Source organism: Fusibacter ferrireducens, assembly GCF_015352425.1.
GTDB classification, from domain to species: domain Bacteria; phylum Bacillota; class Clostridia; order Peptostreptococcales; family Acidaminobacteraceae; genus Fusibacter_A; species Fusibacter_A ferrireducens.
Map to the genome: position 1 here is coordinate 212,907 of NZ_JADKNH010000007.1, position 25,391 is coordinate 238,297.

A 25,391-nucleotide genomic window follows, 5' to 3' on the forward strand; every position below is an offset into this window, starting at 1 on the left:
ATGGCAAGCAATTTGACATGCTTTTTTCTTTTGTCAACAAGATTTAAAAACTAAAGGCATGCTCCAAGAGGTCTTTGCAATACAGTAAGTTAACCTCTAACATCCATTACTGCCAATGCAATGTTGGATGAATGATCAGAAATACGCTCTAGATTAGAAATGATATCTAAGAATATAATGCCTGCGTTGGTTTCACAACGGCCTTCGTTTAATCTCCTGATATGTGTTTTTCTCAGTGTCTTTTCCATCAGGTCGATTTCGCCTTCAAGTTCAATGACTTCCTGCGCCTCTTTAAAATCTGTATCTTTCATAGAACTAAGTGAAAGCTCAAAACCGCTTCGGACTTTGCCAACCATTCCAACGAGCTCCAAAACAGCTTTATCAGAAAACTCAATGTTATTTTCAATTTTAAATAGAGCCAATTCCGCAAGATTATCCGAATGATCCCCTACCCGTTCAATATCGTTTACCGTACTGAATAGGCCATCTAATAGTTTACGATCATTATCCCCAATTGCAGTATTGGACAATTTGACCAAATAGTTGCTGATCTCTCTTTCGAGTGCGTTGATTGTCTTTTCTATTCTAAAGGTCTTTTCAACCATCTTTGGGTTATTGGTTTGAACCGCTTCAGCTGCACTATCAAATGAGAGCATTGCCAAATTACCCATGTGAAGCACTTCTTTAATCACTTGACCAAATGCAATAGATGGCGTTTCTAAAATACGATCATCTAAATATTTAACACCCATTACCACTGCATCTCTTTCCTCTTGACTCTCTGGTATGATTTTCTCCACCATTTTGACAATGAGACCAGCAAATGGCAACAATAACAGTGTATTGAGGAGATTAAAAAAAGTATGTGCATTGGCAAGTTGCCTTGAAGCATCACTGCTGATCGATTTAACAAAGGACACCGTAATATGGCTGAAGAAGACGATAAAGATAAATGTCCCAATGACATTAAAGAGCAAATGCATAACAGCAGCTCTCTTTGCAGTTCTATTGGCACTTATTGATGAAATTAGAGCAGTTACGCAAGTGCCCACGTTTGTTCCAAGCAACACCGGTAAAGCCGCCTCTATAGGCAAAACTCCTGTCCCGGCAAGCGCCACAAGTATCCCTGTGGTGGCACTTGAACTCTGTACCACAGCAGTGATTAAAAAGCCTGCAAAAAAGCCTTTAATAGTGCCCCAAATGCCACCTGTTCCAAAACTGATAATCATATCGTTAAAGCCTTGGTAACCTTTAAGAGGTGCCATAGCTTCTTTCATGAGATCCATGCCTAAGAATAAAATACCAAATCCAAGTACGATTTCTCCAATGACAATATTTTTATTGTTCTTGGAAAAGAGTTTCACACCCGTTCCAATTGCAATTGCAACTGGCGCCAGTGCAGTCAACTCTATAGAGACCAATTGCGCTGTAATCGTCGTCCCTATATTGGCACCCATAATCAAGCCAATCGCTTGTGTGAGATTCATGATGCCTGCATTGACAAAACCCACAACCATCACCGTTGTTGCAGACGAACTCTGAACGATCACTGTCACCAGAGCACCAGCAAAAACACCCACAACAATGTTCCCGGATATCTTTTCAATGATTTTTTCAAGTTTATTACCTGCTGACTTTTCCAACCCCTCACTCATTATTGTCATACCATAAAGAAAAAGCCCCAATCCACCCAGCAAAGGAAACAGGATTCCCATAATTTCCTTTGAAGATATAACCTCCATACAAATCTCCCTTCAAATCTCATTAAAAACGTATACTCAGTCCACTTAGCAACCTTTGTACAACATTTGCGCCTACCATTAAACTATAGTAGAAGCATACTCAGTCTGCTTCGCTACCTTCGTAGCCCTTTCGCAATCCGTTAGGATTGCATTCAGTGGGAGACATCTCCCAAAGGGTTGTATTCATAAAAAAACCACTACAATTAATGATTTTTTAATCATTGTAGTGATCTTATTTAACCAAATTTCAGAACATCTATTAGCCCAATAAATGATATATCTCTCTAAACCTTGGCTTCATTCTTAATTATTTAAGATCAAAAAAAGCATTCTGTCTCAGGGCTTCATATAAAATAATCGCCACAGAATTTGAAAGATTCAAACTTCTCAAATGCTCATGTTGCCTCATGGGTATTTTAAATCTTGTTTCACTATATCGTTCATGAATATAAGCAGGCAATCCCGCTGTCTCCTTGCCAAATACGATGAAGCACTCGTCTTCAAATTTGAATTCATCGTAATAACGGTCCGCCTTAGTTGTTGCAAAGTAAAGCTTTTCATGACCATACTTTTCAAAGAAAGCATGATCATCCTCGTGCACTTCTAAATCTAAGTGCTCCCAATAGTCCAGCCCTGCACGCTTAACATGCTTGTCATCGATGGAAAAGCCCAATGGTTTAATCAAATGTAGCTTTGCACCAGTAATCGCACATGTCCTAGCAATATTGCCAGTATTAGGTGGTATTTCAGGTTGATACAATACAATATGAATTGCCATGACGTCTATCATTTCTCCTAGGTTTTTTTTATGCCAATATCGAATTCCACATCTCCCACTGAAGAAATAAGCGGCACTAAGATCGTCTCCATGCCCGCAGATGAAATTTCAATTGAATTACCTCTTACTAAAGTTGGGGGCGTGATATCAATCTGAATTCCCTGATTAAACAGTAATGTCGCAGAGTTACCCATAATCATATTCCCAAGTTCAGAGAGCGCGCTTTTCGCCATTTCATCAATCTCAGGCACAGGCATTCCCATCATCATCCCTGAAGCAATCGTCTTAGCCATTTCCTCAGAAAGACTAAACACAGCCTGTCCCTTAATTTCTCCTGTAATCCCAAGCATGATGACAATTTCTTTTGTCGGAAAGGGATTTTTCCTTATCGTTGGCTTTCCTACTGTAAACTTTTCAGTCACAAAGTTATTCAGAACTTCTGTTGATGCTTTGACAAATGCATTAATATATTCTACATTCACATTAACGCCTCCAATCTAGAGTCCCCATACTCTCTTAATATATATAATATACCATACTTCTCAATAAATAATGCTTTTTTTGTAATTTTTGTGCTACATACACAAATCAAATTTTCATATACTTCATTTGGGGATGAATTAAAGAAAAAATAAAATAATTTAAACTAAATAACGGGTAAATGACGATGACCCAAATTACTGTTAATCCGATAATACCCCAAAATTTATCTTACTACTCAAATAATCTCAATAATCCCATCTGTCTATTTGTTTATAGCATAGATCACAGGCATCCCCATAACATATTCTATGCGATTGATGCCACAATTCTCAACGCGGAATTGCCAATAGCCCTCCAGCGCCCCATGACATACATAACTGAGCAAAGCTTGAATGACGCCACCATGTGCAACAAAGAGTAAATTTACAGGCTCTTCAGTATTGTAATCGCTTAGGACAGATTTGAAAAATCGAGTGACGCGTTCGTACATTTCAGCTGTACTTTCGCCACCAGGCACTTTAAAATGCTTGTAATCCTCAAACCACTGCTTTAGAAGTTCAGGGTCACGTGCCTTAATGTCCTCAAATTTTAACCCTTCCCAATTTCCAAAATTCATCTCTCTGAGGTTTTCTGTGACAATTGGTGTCACATCACGATTTCTTGCAATGGCCGCACAGGTATTTTGTGCTCTCTGAAGGTCAGAGACAAAGATTTTATCAAAAACCGTATCTTTTAGTTTTTCAGCCACAACCTCCGCTTGTATTTTGCCTTTTTCATTGAGCTCAACATCCCAAAAACCCGCAAATTGACTGTTTTCGTTGGCATATGTCTCACCGTGTCTAATCAGATAAATATTCATATTTTATGCTCCTTGACTATTACTCTTATTTTTTTCCATTTTATAAGCTTCTGCACAAAGTGCCCATTGGTCTCTTGCATAATTTTTGATCATTCTATTCTTATAGGCCAGTTCGTGATTCACTGCACTGCTAAACCATTTTATGGCTTCCTGATAATTGCCAATACGTCTGTTGAGTTCTCCAACAATATAGATTGTCTCGAGTTCCCCTTCATCGTTCCCATTATCTTTTTCCGTTTCAAACCCTTGTACAAATGCATCCAAAGCCAGTTTTAAATATTTCAGCTCTTCCTCATGCTGTGCTTCTTCTCGATAAAACCAAGCCAATCTTAAATAAAGTTTCCCTAGCACATATGCACTGACCTTGAGCACCTTATAATTTGCAAGTGCAACCATATGAACCCTGAGAGCGGTTTTGACATCGCGTTGATTGCAAAAATCCTGATATCGCCAATTGGATGAAATAACCGATTTCACCAATTGGACATCTGCACTCGATATGGGCATTTTGAAATCCCTTTCAAATTTTGCATAGCCACAGTTTGGACAACATATGACGCCGTAATAAATAGGACTCTCACTGTTATAGTACGCATGGAAATCACGTTCTCTTGATTTAACTCTCAAAGCCGAAGTTTTTACCTGCTTTGAAGTAAATTGATTGCCACATATGCCACAAGTGTATTTCCTATCAAACAAATCACTCAATGAATAAAACCTTCTTTCCTAACGCCAATGGATGTCTATAATATCACCATGTCTTAAAATATCTGTGTAACGCGCACGTTCCCCATTGAGTTTGAGTACGAGAATGCCCTTTGCACGTGTAATGTCAAAGTCGATATGGTCAAATATATCGACAAATATCGTTTCTTTATTTTTTTGAGAAATCCAGATAGACTCTCCGTTGACAGTAACCTGAATGGATTCCTGAGCGCCTACACTCTTTTTTTCTAAAATAGAATCTGTTTCTGTCAAGATCTCCTGCCCATTCACGAATACATTGTCAAAATCATCTGTGGACGCCATTTCATCCACTTCAATCTCATAATCAAATGATTCTACTATTTTGAAATCAATTTGATCGCCATTTTGAAGGCAGTATTCCAGTTCGAGATTTTGTTCGCCTTTTGAAAACACCACTCTTCTAATGTCCAATTCTGTCTGCTTCGCAAGATTTCTTATTGTGTCTATGCCGACGGTTTCAATAACATCACCCTCACATAACACATAATCACCGGTTCTATAACTATCATTGACACGCACGCCATCAATGATTTTAATCGATTGACCATTTAAAGTAATCGCCGCATCAAAATTAATAATCTCTTTTAAGCACATTGTTCGAATGATGCCTTTAGTTGCTGGTACCACATTGATTTGATCTTTATGATTAATCTTAGAATCCAGGCTGGATAAAACCCCATTGATATAAATCTGAGCCGGCTCGCCATAGTCGCCTTTAATGACCTTAGGGATGCCGTTGACGTTCACTGTAAATGAAGGTCCTCTCTCTGCAATGAGACGTCTTGCATTAAAACCCGCAAGAATGAGCGCATCAGATACCTGAAGCTGCTTAGAGTTAAAGAGTCTAAGCGCACTGTCATTTACATTCACTTGTATAAAATCATGCTCTCGTTCTTCAAACGCAGTGATACCAATTCCAATAGGAGTTATAAACTCAGGTCCAACAAGAGGGGCCTTCTCGAATCTAATTTTTTCAAGCGCATCACATGTCTTAATCACAACACGTTCTTTAGGCAATCCAAGCGATTTCGACAAAGACTCTGTAAAACCTGGTATCTGAGAGCCCCCGCCTATGCAGAAAACGGCACTGGGTGGTTTTTTATTGAGCTGTAAAATATTTTCCGCGATCTCTGTTGTAATATAATCAATTGTCTCTGTTAAGTGTGTCATAATCTCATCGGTGTCTTTTTCATGTGACATGCCAAGAACATCTGTAAACGTATTTTGAGCAGTTGTGGCAAGCCTTATTTTAAGTGCTTCTGCTCTGTTAAAGTCGAGCAGATAAGTTTGGGCTAATTTTTCTGTGATTTCATCGCCTGCTAAAGACACCATCCCATAAGAGGTCACTGTGCCCTCTTTGGATATGGCTATATCCGATGTGCCAGCACCTACATCCACAAGCGCCAGATTTAAAAGTCTCAGATTATTTGGAATTGCAACATTTATTGCGGCGATGGGTTCAAGAGTCAAATTCATGACTTCAAGGCCTGATTTGTGAATAACGGTATACAAGCTGTCTACAACTATGTGCGGCAGGAAGGTGGCAATAATCTCTACTTCAATATTGGAACCACGATGCCCAATTGGATTTAGGATCAAGCTTTGATCTAAGTAATAGTTAATAACACTATAGCCCACACAATAATAGTTGGACTTTATTTGATGTTCATCCACCAGTATTTTTTGAGCTTGTTGAATGGCTTCCATTTCAATGCTATCCAGTAGCGTCTTCTTAATTTCTTTTGTAAAATCGAGTTCTCGCTGAGCACTTGCACGTTCAGTCTTAAGTGCTCTACCTGCCGCCGCTATCGCCGCACGTTCCAGCTTAAAACCATTTCTTTGCTCCAATTGATTCGTCACAGCTTTAACAACTTCCGTCACTTTGCCGATATCGTGAATCTGACCGTCAAACATAGCCCGATCCGGGTGCTCTATTATTTCGTAATCCACAACGACATAGTCACTGCCCTCTTTTTTGGCAATGGTTCCCACAACGTTGCGCGTACCAATATCGAGCGCATAGAGTAAATTTTTAGGCACTTCATTGAGTTTTACTGGATTTATCATAAGACACTCCTTTTATAGTAAACACAATTTGATGTCAAAGGACATGCTTCACAAAGTGGTTTTCTCGCTTTACAGACCCTTCTACCGTGGAATATAAGCAAATGGTGCGATTTAGTCCAAAGTGCTCTATCTATTTTCTTCATCAATTGGTTCTCCGTATCTTCAACTGTTTTGGCTGATACGATTCCGATTCTATTAGAAACTCTAAAAACATGCGTATCTACTGCAATAGCTGGAATACCAAAAGCATTGCTGACCACCACATTAGCTGTCTTCTTACCCACACCTGGCAACGTCATTAAAAGCTCTATGCTTTCGGGGACAGCGCCATTAAAATCATTCATAATCATCTCAGAAGTTGCCCATATATTTTTCGATTTATTTTTATACAGGCCACAAGGTTTAATGATGCGCTCAAGTTCTTCAATCTCGAGTTGGCACATAAGTGCTGGCGTATTTGCTTTTTCAAATAGAACTTTCGTCACCATATTGACGCGTACATCTGTGCACTGTGCAGAGAGTATTACCGCTATCAATAGCTCGTAAGGCGTCCTAAAATCCAATTCAGGGCTTGCATCTGGATACAATTCTAAAAGTTGTTCAATTACTTCCATCGTTTGTTTTTTTGTCAATTTCATATCAACCTCATCTATGACTTTTGTCCCTGTTTCCATCAAAAAATATTATATCATAATTGTCGCAAATATTTATAAAAATAGTCCACACTTTTGCGTGGACTATCACATAATGTTCTCTAAATCTATTCTCTAAAATCTACAAATCGAGATAATGTATATAAGATAAAGGTGTAAATCGGGATCGTTGGGATAGCTGCCACAACTCTTCCGGGAAGAAAGATCATGAAACCTTTACCAAACATGATAGAAAGCCAGTAAGTGTTCATCAAAAGTGAAACCAACACATAAGTCAATGTCACTGTAAACGTCAATTTATCCAGTCCAATTTTGGGGATCGCGCCCTTCATGTGCTTGGATATCCAAAATGGCATTATGCCAAACAACAAAGCAACCCCTGAAATGCCGGCGAACAAATAAATCGACGCCGTATCGTTTAAAATCAAATGGCCATTGTTCACCCCGACGACTTCACTTCTAAACAGCACCCAGATGATGCCCACTGCAAGACTCAAAACCATCATAGCGTTCACATAATTATAATTAAATCTTTGCTTTTGAATCTTTAAAGTCTTATAGAGTACGCCTGGTATAATGCCCAAAAGTGTCGAACTTAAAGTAAACCCTGGAAAATAAGCACCTTGCGGGCTCATTATATATCCTAATAAATCTGAAATCAGTCCCGTTATACCTCCAGCTAAAGGTCCAAACAACATACCGGATAAGATAATGGGGATATTTCCAAATCCCACGCGAAGTGCTGGCAAGCCACCGAGTGGCACCATAATTGAAAATACTCTGGTCAATACAATGCTGATTGCCGCCAACAAGGCAGCCTTAACTAGACTTGATGTGGACATCAAGCGCTTTTTTCTAAGTTCCATCTTTTTATATCTCCTTTCATAGTAATCCTACTATCACATTACTTAAAGAAGATCATAATGCAACAGCGGATGCAGTAAAATATCGCAGAAATAAATCTTTCGTTTAAGGACAACTTCCCATTCCTTAACACTTAACGCATTTTACTTACTCTGTCACCGTAGTATGATTATTTTACATGATTTCCACAGCATTGCAAGCTAATTTTTTTTAATATATGAACTGTTATATCAATTGTGAAAAGGCTTCGACTGTCTTCTCAAAAACAGAGAGTGCATTTTTCACGGGTTTTTCCGTTTCCATATCCGCGCCTGCTGCCCTTAAAACCTCTATTGGATAAGCCTTGGAACCACTGGATAAGAAATTCAAATATTTTTTTACCGCTGCTTCCCCACCTGTAAGGATCTGATCGGCAAGTGCCACCGCTGCAGAAAACCCCGTTGCGTATTGGTAGACATAAAAATTGTAATACATATGAGGAATCCTTGCCCATTCGTATTTTATTTGTTCATCAATAAAGACGTCTTCCCCAAAGTATTTCTTGTTTAGAGCTAAATAATGATCACAAAGGTAATCTGCCGTTAGAGCCCCTCCAGCTTCAACGTGAGCATGGATGTCTCTTTCAAACTCAGCAAACATTGTCTGTCTAAATATAGTCCCTCTAAACTGCTCTAAATAGTGATTGAGTATATATTTCTTTTGACTCTCATCTTCTAATGTCTCCATCAAATAGGCATTCAGTAGAGCTTCATTTGTGGTAGAGGCAACTTCTGCAACAAAGATTGAGTAATTGGCGTACACATAAGGTTGATGTTGACTGGATAAATAGGTATGCATCGAATGCCCTAATTCATGAATCAGTGTAAACATACTGTCTACATTGTCTTTATGGTTGAGCAAAATATACGGCTTTGAATCGTAAGTACCACTTGAATAGGCACCGCTTCTCTTGCCCTCAGTCTCATATACATCAATCCAGCGTTCATCGAACGCTTGACTCATCATTTTTACATAACTTTCTCCAAGTGGTTTAACTGCTTCTTTAACATGACTCACAGCTTCATCATAAGTGACTTTAAAATCAATCTCTTTAATCATTGGATTATAGAGATCATAAAGATGCAATTCCGTTAGACCCATCACTTCTTTTCTGAGCTTCATGTACTTATGAAAAGCTGGAAGAGCCTCATTGACCGCTTCAATCAACTTATCGGGTACTGATAAAGGAATATTCCCTCCAAACAGGGCAGCTTCACGTGCAGAAGCATAGCCTCTCACTCTGCTGTTAAAGATATTTTTTTTGACTTCGCTTTGCATTAAAGAAGCAATGGTATTAATATGTGCTTCATATGATTTATAATAACGCTCAAAAGTATTTTTTCTAAGTGTTCTATCTTGTGACATCATCAAGGGAATGTAGCTGCCATTTGTAATCTTATGTTCTACACCTTCTGAATCCATCACGGGTTCAAAACTCATATCCGCGTTGAGCAACATACTGTAAGCATTATGCGGTGCACTTGAAATCTCATCCATCTGAGCTAAAATCATTTCGATCTCTTCTGAGCGCACATGCGGTTTATTTCTGTATAGATTTTCAAAAAAGTGTTTATAGACTTCAAGGCCCTTATGCTCTGATATAAATTGGTCCACAAGTTTTTGATCGGCAGCCATGATCTCAGGCACAAAAAAGGCCATGCTCTCTGAAACATGAACCACTAAACTCTCTGCTCTAGAATACAACCCTTGATAATGACTCGCTTTTGTGTTTTCATCATTTTTGAGATGCGCATAAACTGAAACATCACTCAATTTGCGCTCGATTTGTTCACTGACCTGTATGGCTTCTAAAAGAACCTCTGGACTTTCAAGAAGTCTGCCTTTAAATTTTTCAATGCTTGCAGTACTCTTTTGCACATCGCTGTAAGCCTGTTCCCAAGCATCATCTGAAATAAAAAGTGCAGATAGATCCCATTTATATTTTTCATTAATTTCCATCTTATCCTCCTCTGCTAAAAAATCGTTAATTCATATACTTAACTTCTTCATCTTCATCTATTTCCATTAAAAAGTTGATGAGTGGTTCTGGCATATAAATCAATTTTAGACCACAATCGTAAAAATTCCCACTTTTTCGGCACCATACCACTTTCCCGATAACCACATGGTTCTCTTCATTAAATTGAATGTCTAAGCTCAAGGTTGTATCATTTTCAAAAAAGCAATTTGATTTGATCCCGAGACCTCCTAACGAAATATCCTTTAATGAAATTTCAACAGGACTGTTAATTTCCACAAGTCTATTGTTCGTGTGAAAATTAAATGACTCAATCATCCCCAAATTACTAAGTCGTCGCCTATGGCGTCTATCCATTTTTCTCACTCCTTGTCTTGACGAGAACACCTGTCAATACTTTATACCTACCCCTAGTATACCTTTTATCCCATAAAAAAAACAGTCCCACAAGGGAACTGCTTTCAATTTATATTTTATAAGAACTCTTTAGTGAAACAACTCTATTAAATACAAGATGTTCAGCAGTGCTTAATTTGGTATCTGCCACAAAATAACCATTCCTCAGAAATTGAACATGTTCACCCGGTTTCACTTCAACAAAGCTCGGTTCAAGTTTGCAATTTTCTAAGGTAATTAGAGAGTTCGGATTGAGAACAAGTTCACTATTTTCATCTTCTTCATCTTCTCTAATCACTAAGTTTTCATATAATCTCACAGTTGCATCCATTGCATGATCTGCCGATACCCAGTGAATCGTTCCTTTGACTTTACGACCTTCAAAGCCACTGCCGCTTTTGGTTTCAGGATCATAGGTACAAAGTAATTCTATAACTTTGCCCTCTGCATCTCTAACCACGTCATTGCAAGTGATAAAATACGCTTTTCTAAACCTAACTTCGTTGCCGACATATAGGCGATGATACTTTTTAGGTGGATTTTCCATGAAATCTTCTTGCTCTACATAGAGATGTTTTGAAAATGGCACTTTTCTAACGCCCATGTTTTCATTATCTGTATTATCCTCATCATCAAGCCATTCAACTTGCCCTTCTGGATAATTAGTGATCGTCACTTTAAGCGGCTTAAGAACGGCCATCTTGCGTTTTGCTTTTAATTTCAAATCTTCTCTGACACAGTACTCAAGAAGCGCTCTATCCACAATGCTATTGCTCTTCGCCACACCAATTCTTTCAGTAAAGTCTCTAAGAGACTCTGGCGTAAACCCTCTTCGTCTCATGCCCGATATCGTTTCAAGCCTTGGATCATCCCAGCCTTCGACTTTACCGTCATCCACCAATTTCTTTAGATAGCGTTTGCCCAAAACAGAGTCTTTAATGAAAAGTTTTGCAAACTCAATTTGTCTTGGTCTCTCCACTTTATAATCGTCAAGGTTCATGAGAACCCAATCGTAAAGTGGTCTATGGTTTTCAAATTCAAGAGAACACAACGAGTGCGATATGCCTTCAATGGCATCTTCAATGGGGTGCGCAAAGTCGTACATAGGATAAATACACCATTCGTCACCTGTATTGTGATGCGTAGCCCTTGCAATTCGATAAATAACAGGATCTCTCATGTTAATATTAGGACTACTCATATCAATCTTTGCCCTTAAAACACGTGACCCATCTGGGAAATCACCCTTTTTCATTTTTTCAAATAAACTTGCATTTTCTTCGATGCTTCTATTGCGATATGGGCTTTCAACACCGGGTTCCGTTAGTGAACCTCTGGTATCACTTATCTCTTCTGCCGTTTGATCATCCACAAAAGCCAATCCTTTTTTGACCAGTTCCATGGCATAATCATACATTTTACCAAAGTAATCTGACGCGTAGAAAAGGTGATCCCACTGACATCCAAGCCATTGAATGTCCTCTTTGATGGAATTGACATATTCGACGTCTTCTTTTACTGGGTTTGTATCATCAAATCTTAGATTGAACTCCCCACCATATTTTTTTGCGGTCAAATAGTTTATCAAAATCGCTTTCGCATGACCCACATGCAAATAACCGTTTGGCTCAGGTGGAAAGCGCGTATGGATTTTCTTTACATTTCCGTTTTCTAAATCTGCATCAATCATGTTGTGAATAAAATTTGATGCCATTATGGTTTCGTCTTTCATAAATTGCCTCCCAAAGTAATCATAGCTCTATTATACTTAAAAACCAGAAAAATTACAGCCAAAATCCATATAAAATTGATTTACACAGAAAAACCTTTCTATTTTTCAATTGATTTCAAAAAAGCATGCACAACACTAGGATCATATCGTGTTCCCGACAGGTGAAGTATTTCATCAACAGCTTGTCTATGTGTTTTTACTGCTCTATAATTGCGGACGTTCGTCATGGCTTCATAGGCATCTGCAACAGAAATAATTCTCGATATCAAAGGAATATCGCCGCCACTCAATCCCTGAGGGTACCCCGTGCCATCATAATTCTCATGATGCGCCAAAACATAATCCCCAATGCCAGCCAAATTAGGGGTTGCCACTAAGAGATGGTAGCCTATTTCAGCATGTTTCATAACTTCCTTCATTTCCTTTGGAGTGAGCTTGCCACGTTTATTTAAAATTTCTTTTGGAATAGAAATCATCCCAATATCATGCATGATGGCCGTCAGGTCAAGCTCTTCCATGCTTGTTTCACTCAAATTAAGATATTTGCCTATTTTCTCACTAAGTATTTTAATACGTTCTGTGTGTTCAACCGTCTCAAATGACTCTTCAGACAATTTCTGCTGTAAGGTTTGAATCATTGTAGCCTTGATGTGTTTAGAGGTTTTCAGCTTATTTTTATACATTTGATGATCTGCTTCCCGAAAAATACCTTCAATATCCACATTGGATTTTCTGCGACTTGAGTATCCCAGTGAAATATCAATTTTAAATGGAAAATCCACCACAGCATTGCACTTTTCATGAATTCGATCAATTAATGCCTCAATATGCCTGCGCTCTGTAATAATGGCGAATTCATCTCCGCTGAGTCTTGCAATCACGTCTTTAGGCGCATAAAAAACACTTTTGAAAATGAGAGCCATTCTAACCAAAAGCTCATCTCCAAGTTTATGCCCAAAGGCATCGTTTACCATTTTAAGGCCATTGACATCTCCTATGATAATGGATACAGGCTTCTCTTCATCCTCTCTGTAAGCCAACAGTTTCTGATCAAAATAGGTCCTATTATGAAGTCCTGTCAGTGCATCATGTGAAGTCAAAAAATCTACTTTTTCTGTGGCGAGCTTGCGTACCGTAATGTCTTGCCCCACAGCATGAACCACAGATGGTTCTCCCGCCTCGTAAACAATTCTATAGTTGAGCTCAACAAATTTCTTTTGCCCTTCAAGATCTATGATCTCGAGTTCAAATCGCGTGCCAACCTTCTGAACACACTCAGTAAACAGAGAATGGTCCCTATAATAAGGCGTTAAAAAATCTTCTATGAGATGGTTTTCAGAACTGTTCTTAATTCTAAGCGTCTCTACAAAGGTTTTATTGTAATTGGTAATTTCACCCTGCTTGTTAAAAGTAAAAATGATGGCCGATGCATTATCAAAGAGTTCTTTGTATTTCGCTTCGCTTTCTTTAAGCTTTTCTGAAATGAGTACGGCATCGTGAATATCCCTTAGGATGCCCTTTTTATGAATCAATTGGCCAGAACTGTCTCTCTCATGAATAACACATTCTTCAACCCATCTCACTTCACCATCTTTGCAAACAATCCTATATTGATTCTTAAAGTGACTTAAATTTTGTTCACTCAAATCGTAAAACAGATTTTGAATTTTTTCTCGATCAGATTCATAGACAAAAGCCCAATAATCTTTAAGTGCCCCCGTATAAAAGTCTTCTGGTTTATAACCAAATATTGAAATGTTATCGGACACGAAATCAGTGGGGATATCTCCTGACATTGTCCATTTAAAAATGACCAAATTAGTCTGCTTGATGATATCATAAGCTTCTTGTAAATCCATTGAGATTACATCTGGAAGACGAGCCATAAGCACCTCCATAAATTTATTTCATCAACGTTTTTATTGCCGCAATCAATTGATCGATTTCATCCGCTGTGCTAAAAGGGGATACACTTATCCTGAGGACACCTGATGGATATGTGCCCATGGTTTTATGTGCCACAGGTGCACATTGTAAGCCCACACGCGTTATAATACCATACTCTTGATGAAGCGCATGGGCAATCCATGAAGCATCCTTATGCGTAAATGAAAGGGCCAAAACACCGGTCCTCTGAGTAAAAGGCACCTCATTGTGACATACAACACCTTCTATAGGCTCTAATCCCGCTTCAAGCCTCTGTATTAAACTTCTCTCATGGCACTGGATCAATTCATAACCTTTTTCATCCAGCCATCTAAGGCCCGCATAAAGCCCCATAAGCCCTGCTAAATTCAGAGTGCCCGACTCAAACCGATCTGGCATTATTTCCGGTTGCTCATATGACTCCGATAAACTGCCGGTGCCCCCACAAACAAGAGGTTGCGTTTCACTGGCCATTTGAGGTGAGATCAAAAAACCACCTGTTCCTGTTGGCCCCATAAGAGACTTGTGCCCTGTGAACGTGAGACAGTCTATATGGAGCGCTTTCATATCTATCTCTAAAAATCCAGCTGTCTGAGCCGTGTCTAGCAAGAACTTGATATGATTCTGTTTTGCCACTGTCCCTAATTTTTCAACGTTCAGTATCTGTCCTGTGACATTGGAAGCGTGTAAACTCGCAATAAGGCGCGTGTTGGGTTTAATCATCGCCTGAACATCCATCGCATCCACTTCGCCATAGAGGTCAAAGGGGATAAATTCAAACTCTATATGCCTAGACTTGGCAAGGGCAACTAAGGGTCTGAGCATTGCATTGTGTTCATAGTTGGATATGAGCACATGATCTCCTTCTTTTAAGTAACCGTAAAGTATGGTATTAATCGACTCCGTGATGTTCTTTGTAAAGATTACGTGATCAGAGTATTCAAAATTAAAAAACTGTGCAAGGTGTTCTCTAAGATCATATATCATTCTATCGACACCTCTTGAAGAAGAAGTGCTCCTACCAGCATTTCCAGCGACAAAATCAAAATAATCCAGTGTTGCCGTTTTCACAGTCTCTGGTTTTGGAAACGATGTTGCGCCATTATCAAGATAAATTGTTTTCATATTTATACCCCTAAGTCCTTTCATTCATGTGCCTTGTGATGCTTCATACGAATATGCCAGCTCTCCTTTGCGAATAAAAACATACCCATAATCATGGTCAGGTATACTGTTGAGCCACGCCAAAGAAATACAATATTGACAAGATCCTTTTCGTCCACAATCTGTGAAAAAAAGTAGGCGAATCCCCCTTCCGCAAATCCAGATGCGCCAGGTGTAAACCCGAAATACATGATAAAATTGGAAAGCATTTGCCCGGAAATCACAATCAGTGGTGAAATATGATAGCCATAGAGGCCCAATATAACCACAGAAAACATAAAGACAAATCCAAAATGCAAAACGGTCACTAAAAAACTCAAAAGCAAATGTTTTTTATCGCCTCTGAGAAATAAATCTAAATGAAGCAGAAAGTCATCTAACCCCGCATACAATTTCGTTCTATGAGTTTCCTTTAAAGGTAATCTATAGATGAGCTTTCCTAAATAATGCATACTCTTCTCTCTGTATTTTCCAACGATCACAATGAACGCCGTCCAAAGCAAATAGAAAAGCGAGACAAAGGGCAATATCTTAGGGGATTGAATATTCAATCGACTCAAGAGTTCGGGGTTGAAATAAACCATTAAAGGCAGAGAAATAAAGAAAAAAGCCGAGGCTAAAATCGCTCTAATAGAGGTAGCTGCTGCCGCCTCTGAAATTGGAATACCATGCTCTTTAAGGAAGTAAATTTGAGCAATGCTCCCTCCTGCTAAAAAGGGCGTTACGTTGCTGACAAAAGTCCCTATAACCGCTTGTTTTACAACGAACCTATACGTCAAGTTGATCTTAAGGGTCTTCAAGATTATATAAAATCTAAAGCCATCTAATAACACGTAGATTAAAGTCATTGCACTTAAGATAAAGTACCAATAGTAGGGGATGCCCTGGAGGTTGATGTCGTGTTTTAAAAATTTGCTAATGCCGATGACAGACCCAACGGAAATTACTATAAAAACCAGCATAAGCACGAGATACTTTTTTAAAGAAATGTCATTTTTAGTCAAATTAAATCACCTTCTGTATAAAATCAAATGGAATATGCATGCGAAATAATTATACATGAGATTATTATATCACATGTTATAAAAACAATTTCAAGAAAAAAAGACGAACCCCAAGAGGATTCAGAATCACTCTTAGGGTCGCCTTTTTCTATTTTAGGTGGGTCATGAATAATTTTTTAGATAGATGGCTAAATGGATTAACTTGATATTAAATCGTCTCATTAATATCAAAATGTTTGCCTTCAACACCATAAATAACCCATTCTGCAATGTTGGTTGCATGATCAGCCATTCTCTCGAAATACTTTGCAATCATCATAAAGTCCATGCATTGTCTAATTTCTTTCGGATTTTCTTTCATAATGTTCTCTAGGTCAGCAAAAATCATATCATAATAATCGTCTACAATATCATCATTTGCGCAGATGAGTTTACCTTTTTCAACATCTTCATCAATATAACAATCAATGGTCATTTTTACCATGCTCTTCACTTGCTTCGCCATATTCGGCAGATCAATAAGAGGTTTAACATACGTTTTCCCAGCTAAGTCAATTGTCAATTTTGAAATATCTTGACAATGATCTGCAATGCGTTCAAGATCAGTAACAATTTTTAAAATGGACATCAATTTTCTCAAATCCGTTGCAACAGGTTGTCGTCTTGCAATTACATTGATACATTTGCTTTCTATCTCGAGTTCCATTTTATCAAATCGGTCATCACCTTCAATGATCCTCCTTGCCATTTCGATATCATGATCCACCAACGCGTTAATTGTTTCATCAATTGTCTTTTCAATCAATGTGCCCATTTTGATGATATCCACATGAATGGACTTAAGTTCATTATCTAACATGACTCTCATTTATATTCTCCTTGTAATCCACTATTTATAATTTGAAAACTTGAATCGTATCATCCATCTTCTCAGCCAATTTGCTAAGTCTCTCGCAAGCATTAAAGATACCATTGATCACATTGCTTTGTTCTTCAACAGATGCCACAACTTCTTCCGTACTCGCAGAGTTTTCTTCGCTTACTGCAGAAAGCGAGTGAATCATCTCTTCGACTTCTAATCGTGCTTCTTCAATGTTTACCCTGGAAACTTCAAGCAAACCCAGCTTATTTTCAATATTTTTAATTGACCTTGCAATTTCATTGTATTTTTCTCTCGTAATGCCCACACTTTTCATCTGATCTTCTGAAATGGAAATCAATTCTTCAACTGTAGTGATTATATTCCGATTATCTTCAGTCAAGTCGTCAATGATCGCATTGATGATGCCAGTAGACACTTTAGACTGTTCCGCCAAGAGTCTGATCTCATTGGCCACCACAGAAAAACCTCTACCGTGTTCTCCTGCTCTTGCCGCTTCAATGGCGGCGTTAAGTGCCAAAAGATTTGTCTGATCGGCAATGGATCTGATCATTGTGCTGGCTTGTTCAATTTTTTTAGAATCCTCAGCCGATTTGCTAATGCTACTGTGGACCTCTCTATTGGCCTTGGTCGACGCCTCATTAACTGCTATCAATTGTTTGATAACTTCCAGACCTTGATCCGCTAGGACATCTACCTCAACAATGGCATTTGCAATATCCTTAACTTCTATTTGATCCTGTTTCAATATCCCGCTGAGTTCTTCTGTCTTTTCAAAACTTTGAAGTGCATGCTTAGCTTGCATACCAGAACCTAACGCAATTTCCTGAACAGCGGCGGTGACTTCTTCAGTCACTCCAAGTGAAGTTAAAGCGTCTTTATTTAAAGTCTTAGCGGCCTCAGATACCATTTTAGATGAACGGTCCACTTCTTGTATAATATTTTTGAAATTGGAAACAATCTGAGAGATCGCCCGTTTTAGATCACTTATTTCGTCTTTGTGATGGTTTGTTTCTGCATCTAACACCATACTGAGATCATATTCTGCAATCTGATGCGTCAGCTGAATCACTTGATAAAGCGGTTTTCGAATCGTATTGGCTATAATCATTGCAATCAAAATACAAAGCAATATGATTACTGAAGATATGATCATCAAATGCGTTTTGAGATCCACAACTTCTACTAGAGCTTCTTGCTCTGGCACTTCAGTGATAAATCCCACAAGCCAATCGCCAATTTGATTCACTGACAATGTACCGATAACAGGTTCACCTTCCTGATTATCGTATATCATCGTCTCTTCGAAATCTGTGATCTGATTTTCTATAGCCGCTTTTAAAGCCACAATCCCTTGAGTTTCTATAGAGCTCTCCAAAGCCTCATAGCCATCTTGATCTCTGTCTGTAAGCAACAGTCCCGTTGCATCTACTAAATAAGCTTCTGAAGATGCACCAATTTTTTCAACGCCACTCTGGACAATCTCATCTATAGCGCCTTGATTTAAAACGATGTTTAACGTACCAATCGCTTCATTGCTTGAACCACTATAACCGAAAACAGGTGTGGACAGTATCATGATATTATCATCAATAAAACTATTCCTGAAGATATGAGACCAATTCTGAGTGCCTTCCAACGCTTTTTTGCAGTAATCACCTGCCACAACCAACGGTGCCATATCCAATTTTTCATAATTTTTGGAGTAAACGACTTCGTTGTATTGGTTGGTTAAAAATATATCTGTATAAGCATATTGGTCAAGTGCTGTCTGTAAAATATGTTCAAAATCTTTTTCTATAACCGCCTTTTCGGCATCTGTGGCACTGAAAGTATTGAGTTGTTCAATGCCATCACGAATAATTTTGGATTCTGCCAAGAGCATTGAATCCCCTTCTCTACTTGAAAAATATGTTTTAAGGCGCTCCTGAGATAACTTGGTGAACAATTGATTTTGTCTGAAAATCTCATGTTCAACCTCAAGACTGGATTTATGAACACTGATAAATCCTAATACAATCAATGGAACTAAACTTGTGAGTAAAACCATAAAAATCAGTTTCGTCTGTATTTTTAAATTCGAAAATCTAACCTTCGAAAACCCAAACTTTTTTATGCTTATTCTATCTCTAGAGAGCCTTGGCTTTAATAACATGCGCTTTCTCCTGCCATCCTTTTCTTAATGGATCAACCAAATCTGCCTGTGATATAATCCTCAGTACGTTTATCTCTTGGATTTGAAAAGATGACTTCTGTACTATCGTATTCAATTAATTCTCCCATCAGGAAAAACGCTGTTTTATCTGAAATACGCCCAGCTTGTTGCATGGAATGCGTCACAATGGCGATGGTATACTCCGTTTTAAGGTGATTGATAAGTTCTTCAATTTTTGCCGTTGCAATAGGATCAAGTGCTGAAGTGGGTTCATCCATCAATATGACATCTGGTTGAACCGCAAGACACCTTGCAATACACAATCTCTGTTGCTGCCCTCCAGAAAGGCCATAGGCATTATCGTGTAAACGATCTTTGACTTCATCCCAGAGTGCGGCACTTTTGAGACTCGTTTCACAAATTTCAAGAAGTAGATTTTTATCCTTAATGCCGTGAATTTTAGGACCATAAACGACATTTTCATAAATAGACTTTGGGAAGGGGTTTGGCTTCTGGAATACCATCCCCACAGTGGTCCTGAGTTCTTCTACTCTCACAGACTTATCAAAGATGTTTTTACCATGATATAGAATCTCCCCAGAGGTTCTCACAATGGGTATGTTCTCAATCATTCGATTCAAGGTTTTGATGAAAGTTGATTTTCCACAACCAGAAGGCCCAATAATGGCTGTTACTTCATTTTTATTGATCTTCATGCTGATGTCTTTCAGTGCTTGATCATTTCCATACCAAAGGTCCAAGCCCTGTACATCATACACATAATCATCCGCTGTTATGATTTTTTTTGACAATTTAATATCCTCCATAAAATCCACGTTTAAAATCCACGTTGATATTTGTTTCTAATAAAAATAGCGACCGAGTTCATAAGAAATAAAGTGACTAGCAAGACGATAATCGTTGCTGCTGCAAGGTTTGCATACTCTGGCGTCAAAACGGTGTCTAATGTCCAGTAGTATATTTGAATAGGTAGAGCGGTAAAATCGTCCATGAATGATTTTGGAATTTTCATAATAAGCGTTGGAATTCCAAGTACAACAAGTGGAGCAGTTTCGCCTATCGCCCTTGAAATAGACAATATAGCGCCAGTTAAAATGCCTGGAAGCGCCACGGGTAAAACGACCTTTCGAATCGTTGTCCACTTATCTGCACCCATGCCATATGAAGCTTCTCTTAAAAAATTTGGAACGGATTTAATTGCCTCTTGGCTGGATACTACCACAATTGGAAGTACCAAAAGCGACAATGTAAGGCCTCCGGCGAGTATGCTAGACCCAAGATGAAAGAGTCTTCCAAATAATGAAAGTCCCAACAATCCAAAGATCACCGATGGTACACTTGCCAGATTGGATAAATTGACTTTAATAAAAGAAGCAATTTTACCCTGCGTCGCGTACTCTTCAAGATAGATCGCTGTGGAAACGCCAATGACAAGTGTCACCGGAATGACAACACAGATCAACCCTATAGACCCGATAATCGCACCCCATATCCCTGCCTTTTCTGGAAAAATAGAAAGCTTTCCAGTTAGAAACTGTACGTCTAGCCAACCAATGCTTTGAATGCCAATTCGGTAAAGCAACAAACCCAGTACAGCTAGTGCAAAGACCATAGATAGGAAAAAAACTTTTTTTAAAATATTGTTGAGTAAAATCCGTCGATCTATTCTGCGTTTATTGATATCGATTTTATATTCTTTTTCTGCTTCTGTTGGATTGAGTTTAAGCTCATAATTTATCATTAGTATTCCTCCCTAAACTTTTTAGAGATATATTGAGCTGCAAGATTTAAAACCAAGGTAAACAAGAAGAGCATCAAGCCCACTGCATAAAGGCTATAGTAGCCCGTAGTGCCACTGCCGGCGTCACCACTTGTAAATTCCACGATATATGCAGTCATGGTTTGCATAGACTGGGTGATGTCAAAAGTAAAGTTCTTTGAGCTACCACTTGCAATGGTCACAATCATTGTTTCGCCAATCGCTCTGGAGATGGCTAGTACAAAAGAGGCCATAATCCCTGAAATCGCAGCTGGTATAACCACTTTTACAGTGACTTCGAGCTTAGTGGATCCGAGACCATAAGCACCTTCTCTCATGGCTGCCGGGACAGATCTCATGGCATCCTCTGACAATGAAGTTACAAGTGGCAATATCATGATCCCCATAACAATACCAGGGCTAAGCGCATTTTTAGCTTCAAGCGTTGGAATAATTTTCATGAGCAATGGTGTTACAAATGAATAGGCGAAAAAGCCATATACAATTGTCGGAACACCTGCTAAAAGTTCCATCATTGGTTTTAGCAATCGTCTCACTCTATCAGATGCAAATTCACTGAGATACATAGCAGCTGTCAATCCCAACGGTACCGCTACTGCCATTGCAATAAGTGAAGTCAATATAGTGCCATTGATCAATGGCAAAATACCGAAATGCGGTTCTGTACTAAGTGGTGCTAAATTCGTACTGAAAAAATCAGAAAGCGCTACCTTTTGAAAAAATTTATATGCATCTGTAATAAGTGTCAATACAATGCCGATTGTCGTTATAACAGACACAGATGCACATACGAAAAAGAAAATTGGCATTGCCTTATCTGTGGTCTGTTTTTTCTTTGCAAAGTTGTCTTTAATCGTTGCCCTAACATTCATTCTCTGTTCCAAGTGGCTCACTCCTCATAACACATATTAAGATGAGAAGTAAATCCCCCTCATCTTAATATGACCTACATTTTTATTATTTAAGTGCGTCTAACTGTTTCGCATAACCTTCGTAAACACTTTTTGGCATTGGTGCAAATCCATTCGCTCCAGCTAATCTTGCTGCACCTTCTGGAGACACAACATATTTAGCATAGTCAAGAACTTGTGGTTTTTCTAGAGCATATTTCACATTGAGGTATGTGAATACGGGTCTTGTGAAACCAGCATAATCTAATTCTTCACCTATTGTATCAAGTGTTGGTTCAACAGGTCCGTTACCAAAATCTACTTTAACTGCTGTCAATTTATCTTTGTTGCTTGCATAGTAGCCGTAGCCAAAGTATGCAATTGCATTTTTATCTTTAGAAACGAGGTCAACTAAAGTTGAATATTCTTGTTGTAAGCTTGCTGTTTTTACCATAGGTTGTTCATCTAAAATTTTCTCGAAGAAGAACTCATAAGTACCGTGGTTTTCGTTTGGTCCGTAGAATTTAATTTCTTCTGCTGGCCACTCAGGTCTAATGTCTGACCATAAAACCTTGTCATCTTCTTTGAATTTGCCAGCTAAGTACATGTTGACAATTTCATCCTTAGTCATTTCAGTTGCCCAATCGTTATCTTTGTTGATTACCATAGTCACGCCATCATATGCAAGTTTAAATTCATAGACATCCTTGCCAAACTCATAACCTTGTTCTTTTAAACCTTCAACTTCTTTATCTTTAATTGCTCTTGAAGCATCGGAAAAATCTGTTTCGCCTGGAATGAATTTTTTAAATCCTGCACTTGAGCCAGCTCTACCAACTTGTACGCTGACATCTGGCTGAACATTCACCATATAATCTTCTGCGATATTTGCCATTAAAGGATACACTGTACCTGAACCATCAATAATAACTTGTCCTTCAAGTTTTGTTGTTTCTTCAGCTGGTGCCGCTGGCTCTGCTGCCGGTGCTGCCGCCGCTGGTGCTGGTGCCGGTTCTGCCGCTGGTGCTGCTTCCGTTTTCGAACCACACGCCGTTAAAGATAACATCATCATAGATACAAGCATTAATACGCCTAAAACCTTTAAATTCTTCATTATAATACTTCCTCCAAATATATTGTTTAATTTTTTGTTCAATGATCAACCTCAAATGTTTCATGATCAACCTCAAATACACTTTAGCACGCCTATGTTATAGGGAAATAAATCTAGTGTTAAATGGATGTTAAGTGTCCCTTGCATTAAATCATATTTATTCGGGGGACAAAACAAAAGAGCCGTCTCAAAATGATTTTTCAATCTCTTTGAGACAGCTCAATATAACGTTCTAAATGCTGTTCTATAATATGTTGTTCTATGATGGATCTATTTTTGCTACACTTTATTGCCACGCTAAGTTGTGCTTTAGGTTCGCCTTTACTTACTCAATTTCTCCATAATCGTCTTATTCGGCAATAGGATTTCGAAGGTTGTGCCTTGACCTGGAGTACTTGTCACTGAAATCTTCCCTTTGTAGAGTAAGACAATATGCTTTACAATGGACAACCCAAGACCTGTCCCACCTTGTGATCGACTTCTGCCCTTGTCCACTCTATAGAAGCGTTCAAACAATCTTTCCTTGTGTACTTCAGAAAATCCAATGCCTGTATCTTTGACTAAGATTTGAATCCAAGGATTCTTTTCATTAATCAGAACCTGTACTTGACCCTTTTCAGTATACTTTATCCCATTGTCAATGAGATTGATAAACATCTGTTTAATTCGATCTCTATTGGCAGATATGACATAATCCTTTTCCACACTGAACTTTAGAGCAATATGCTTTTCATCAGCTTTGGGCTTAAGCATCTCAAGGACTTCTTCCAAAACAGCTTTTAAATTTGCTTCAGCGTATTCACTGTCTCTATCCATGCTCTCAATTTCAGAAAGCAGTAAAATGTCCGTGATTAATCGATGCAATCGATCCGATTCAATCTCTATGATATCCAAAAAACGCATTGCCGCATTTTGATCATTAATCGCACCTTGCTTTAGAGTATCCACAAAACCCTTTATAGACGTAAGTGGGGTTTTGAGCTCATGAGACACATTGGATACAAAATCACTTCTCATCTGCTCCAATTTTCGAATCTGCGTGACATCTTGTATCACCACGATACTGCCTATGGTTTCATTATTAGCTGTTCGAATCGGATTGATATAGATCCTAAGAATCTTATCCAAGTGTACATATTGAAGTTCCTTAATTTGTGAAACACCCTGATTTATTGAAACTTCAACCATTTCTGCAACTTCATCATTTCTGATAATCTTATACATCGATTCATTTTCAACGACGTAATCTTCTGGTAAATTTAAAATTTCAAAGCTGATTTTATTGATCATCAAGATATTTTTGCTCTTGTCAATGGCGATGATCCCATTGATCATACTGTTGAGTATGGATTCCAGCTCGCTGTTTCTATTGGTGATCTCGCTGATGGATTTTTCTAGATTTTTACTCATCAGATTAAAGGAATCCGTCAAAAGGCCAATTTGATCTTTAGACTGGTTATAAATTTTTTTGCCATATTCACCATTTGCAATTAAATTTGCCGCTTCTGTTAACTGATAGAGAGGTCCTGTTATTCTACGTGTCACTATAAAGGAAATTAAGATGGTCATCAGAGCTGCAAAGATAATCGCTCCAATAGAATAGCTTCTTACAGCCTTAGTAATGGCATCGATATCTATAAGCGGTTTAGAGATCCGTATAAAATATTTATGGTCTCCTATTGTTATTTTCTGTGCAACATATAGGTAGTCTGTTTTAAGGGTGTTGCTAAATCTCTTGGCAATGGCAGGCTGACCTGTTTCATCTGTCTCAATAATTTCTTCTCTATTGAGGTGATTATTCATCACTTCTGGCGCTTCATCTGAATCTGCCAAGACAACGCCTTCTCTGTTTATAATGGTCACTCTGGCATTGACACTCTGCTTTATTTCTTCACAGAACCCTTGAAAGTCAAAGGCATCATGGTAAGACTTTTTCAATAAATTTTCTGTCATTTTAACTTCATTTGTCAAATTGGTTTCATGTTGAATAAGCATTGCACTTATTAACGAATTATTGGTAATCACCACAAATGAAACCGTCAATATCGTAATGACAATGATAAAAGTGCCCAAAATCTTTTTTCTCATTTAAAACTCCTTATACTTATGAAGTTCAAAG

The 25,391-nt window shown here is 38.4% G+C and carries 21 protein-coding genes and 1 riboswitch; all 21 genes read right to left on the reverse strand.

What is annotated here, in order from left to right:
• Nucleotides 1-89 precede the first annotated feature (89 nt).
• On the reverse strand, nt 90-1,742 hold the full coding sequence (locus ISU02_RS12990; protein ID WP_228727814.1) for a Na/Pi cotransporter family protein: 1,653 nt from the start codon (nt 1,740-1,742) through the stop codon (nt 90-92).
• A 307-nt stretch (nt 1,743-2,049) separates the two neighbouring features.
• Nucleotides 2,050-2,520 carry a tRNA (uridine(34)/cytosine(34)/5-carboxymethylaminomethyluridine(34)-2'-O)-methyltransferase TrmL gene (trmL, locus tag ISU02_RS12995; protein WP_194702263.1) on the reverse strand — a complete coding sequence of 157 codons (471 nt, stop codon included), beginning with the start codon at nt 2,518-2,520 and terminating at the stop codon, nt 2,050-2,052.
• Nucleotides 2,521-2,537: 17 nt separating this feature from the next.
• Complete coding sequence (locus ISU02_RS13000; protein ID WP_194702264.1) at nt 2,538-3,002, reverse strand: chemotaxis protein CheX; 465 nt, start codon at nt 3,000-3,002, stop codon at nt 2,538-2,540.
• A gap of 263 nt (nt 3,003-3,265) precedes the next feature.
• Nucleotides 3,266-3,862, reverse strand: coding sequence for an alpha-ribazole phosphatase (gene cobC / locus ISU02_RS13005; RefSeq protein ID WP_194702265.1), 597 nt, complete (start codon nt 3,860-3,862; stop codon nt 3,266-3,268).
• Between the two features lie 3 nt (nt 3,863-3,865).
• Nucleotides 3,866-4,570, reverse strand: a complete 705-nt coding sequence (locus ISU02_RS13010) for a DUF2225 domain-containing protein (protein WP_207736299.1) — start codon at nt 4,568-4,570, stop codon at nt 3,866-3,868.
• 18 nt (nt 4,571-4,588) lie between these two features.
• A complete protein-coding gene (locus ISU02_RS13015; protein ID WP_194702267.1) occupies nt 4,589-6,676 on the reverse strand; it encodes a cell division FtsA domain-containing protein in 2,088 nt (695 codons plus the stop codon).
• The gene (nth, locus tag ISU02_RS13020) at nt 6,673-7,314 is read right to left on the reverse strand and encodes an endonuclease III (protein ID WP_194702268.1); all 642 of its coding nucleotides are present in this window, start codon (nt 7,312-7,314) and stop codon (nt 6,673-6,675) included. Before nth ends, ISU02_RS13015 begins: the two co-directional genes overlap by 4 nt.
• A 122-nt stretch (nt 7,315-7,436) precedes the next feature.
• A complete protein-coding gene (locus ISU02_RS13025; RefSeq protein WP_194702269.1) occupies nt 7,437-8,195 on the reverse strand; it encodes a folate family ECF transporter S component in 759 nt (252 codons plus the stop codon).
• Nucleotides 8,196-8,256: 61 nt separating this feature from the next.
• A riboswitch (THF riboswitch) is annotated at nt 8,257-8,350 on the reverse strand.
• A 68-nt stretch (nt 8,351-8,418) separates the two neighbouring features.
• A complete protein-coding gene (pepF, locus tag ISU02_RS13030) occupies nt 8,419-10,191 on the reverse strand; it encodes an oligoendopeptidase F (RefSeq protein WP_194702270.1) in 1,773 nt (590 codons plus the stop codon).
• A gap of 25 nt (nt 10,192-10,216) precedes the next feature.
• On the reverse strand, nt 10,217-10,567 hold the full coding sequence (locus ISU02_RS13035) for a PilZ domain-containing protein (RefSeq protein ID WP_194702271.1): 351 nt from the start codon (nt 10,565-10,567) through the stop codon (nt 10,217-10,219).
• A 109-nt stretch (nt 10,568-10,676) separates the two neighbouring features.
• Complete coding sequence (locus ISU02_RS13040; RefSeq protein WP_194702272.1) at nt 10,677-12,338, reverse strand: glutamine--tRNA ligase/YqeY domain fusion protein; 1,662 nt, start codon at nt 12,336-12,338, stop codon at nt 10,677-10,679.
• A gap of 98 nt (nt 12,339-12,436) precedes the next feature.
• Nucleotides 12,437-14,224, reverse strand: a complete 1,788-nt coding sequence (locus ISU02_RS13045; protein WP_194702273.1) for an HD domain-containing phosphohydrolase — start codon at nt 14,222-14,224, stop codon at nt 12,437-12,439.
• 16 nt (nt 14,225-14,240) lie between these two features.
• Complete coding sequence (locus ISU02_RS13050; RefSeq protein ID WP_194702274.1) at nt 14,241-15,389, reverse strand: aminotransferase class V-fold PLP-dependent enzyme; 1,149 nt, start codon at nt 15,387-15,389, stop codon at nt 14,241-14,243.
• Nucleotides 15,390-15,409: 20 nt separating this feature from the next.
• Nucleotides 15,410-16,432: a lysylphosphatidylglycerol synthase transmembrane domain-containing protein gene (locus ISU02_RS13055; RefSeq protein ID WP_194702275.1), complete on the reverse strand. Its 1,023-nt coding sequence runs from the start codon at nt 16,430-16,432 to the stop codon at nt 15,410-15,412.
• A gap of 208 nt (nt 16,433-16,640) precedes the next feature.
• On the reverse strand, nt 16,641-17,300 hold the full coding sequence (gene phoU / locus ISU02_RS13060) for a phosphate signaling complex protein PhoU (protein ID WP_194702276.1): 660 nt from the start codon (nt 17,298-17,300) through the stop codon (nt 16,641-16,643).
• Between the two features lie 25 nt (nt 17,301-17,325).
• Nucleotides 17,326-19,467, reverse strand: coding sequence for a methyl-accepting chemotaxis protein (locus ISU02_RS13065; protein ID WP_194702277.1), 2,142 nt, complete (start codon nt 19,465-19,467; stop codon nt 17,326-17,328).
• Between the two features lie 32 nt (nt 19,468-19,499).
• Nucleotides 19,500-20,279 carry a phosphate ABC transporter ATP-binding protein PstB gene (pstB, locus tag ISU02_RS13070; protein ID WP_407646440.1) on the reverse strand — a complete coding sequence of 260 codons (780 nt, stop codon included), beginning with the start codon at nt 20,277-20,279 and terminating at the stop codon, nt 19,500-19,502.
• A 26-nt stretch (nt 20,280-20,305) separates the two neighbouring features.
• Nucleotides 20,306-21,229, reverse strand: a complete 924-nt coding sequence (gene pstA / locus ISU02_RS13075) for a phosphate ABC transporter permease PstA (protein WP_194702279.1) — start codon at nt 21,227-21,229, stop codon at nt 20,306-20,308.
• Nucleotides 21,229-22,140, reverse strand: coding sequence for a phosphate ABC transporter permease subunit PstC (gene pstC / locus ISU02_RS13080; RefSeq protein ID WP_194702347.1), 912 nt, complete (start codon nt 22,138-22,140; stop codon nt 21,229-21,231). Before pstC ends, pstA begins: the two co-directional genes overlap by 1 nt.
• An 85-nt stretch (nt 22,141-22,225) precedes the next feature.
• Nucleotides 22,226-23,272 carry a PstS family phosphate ABC transporter substrate-binding protein gene (locus ISU02_RS13085; RefSeq protein ID WP_194702280.1) on the reverse strand — a complete coding sequence of 349 codons (1,047 nt, stop codon included), beginning with the start codon at nt 23,270-23,272 and terminating at the stop codon, nt 22,226-22,228.
• A gap of 321 nt (nt 23,273-23,593) precedes the next feature.
• The gene (gene pnpS, locus ISU02_RS13090; protein ID WP_194702281.1) at nt 23,594-25,360 is read right to left on the reverse strand and encodes a two-component system histidine kinase PnpS; all 1,767 of its coding nucleotides are present in this window, start codon (nt 25,358-25,360) and stop codon (nt 23,594-23,596) included.
• Between the last annotated feature and the right edge of the window lie 31 nt (nt 25,361-25,391).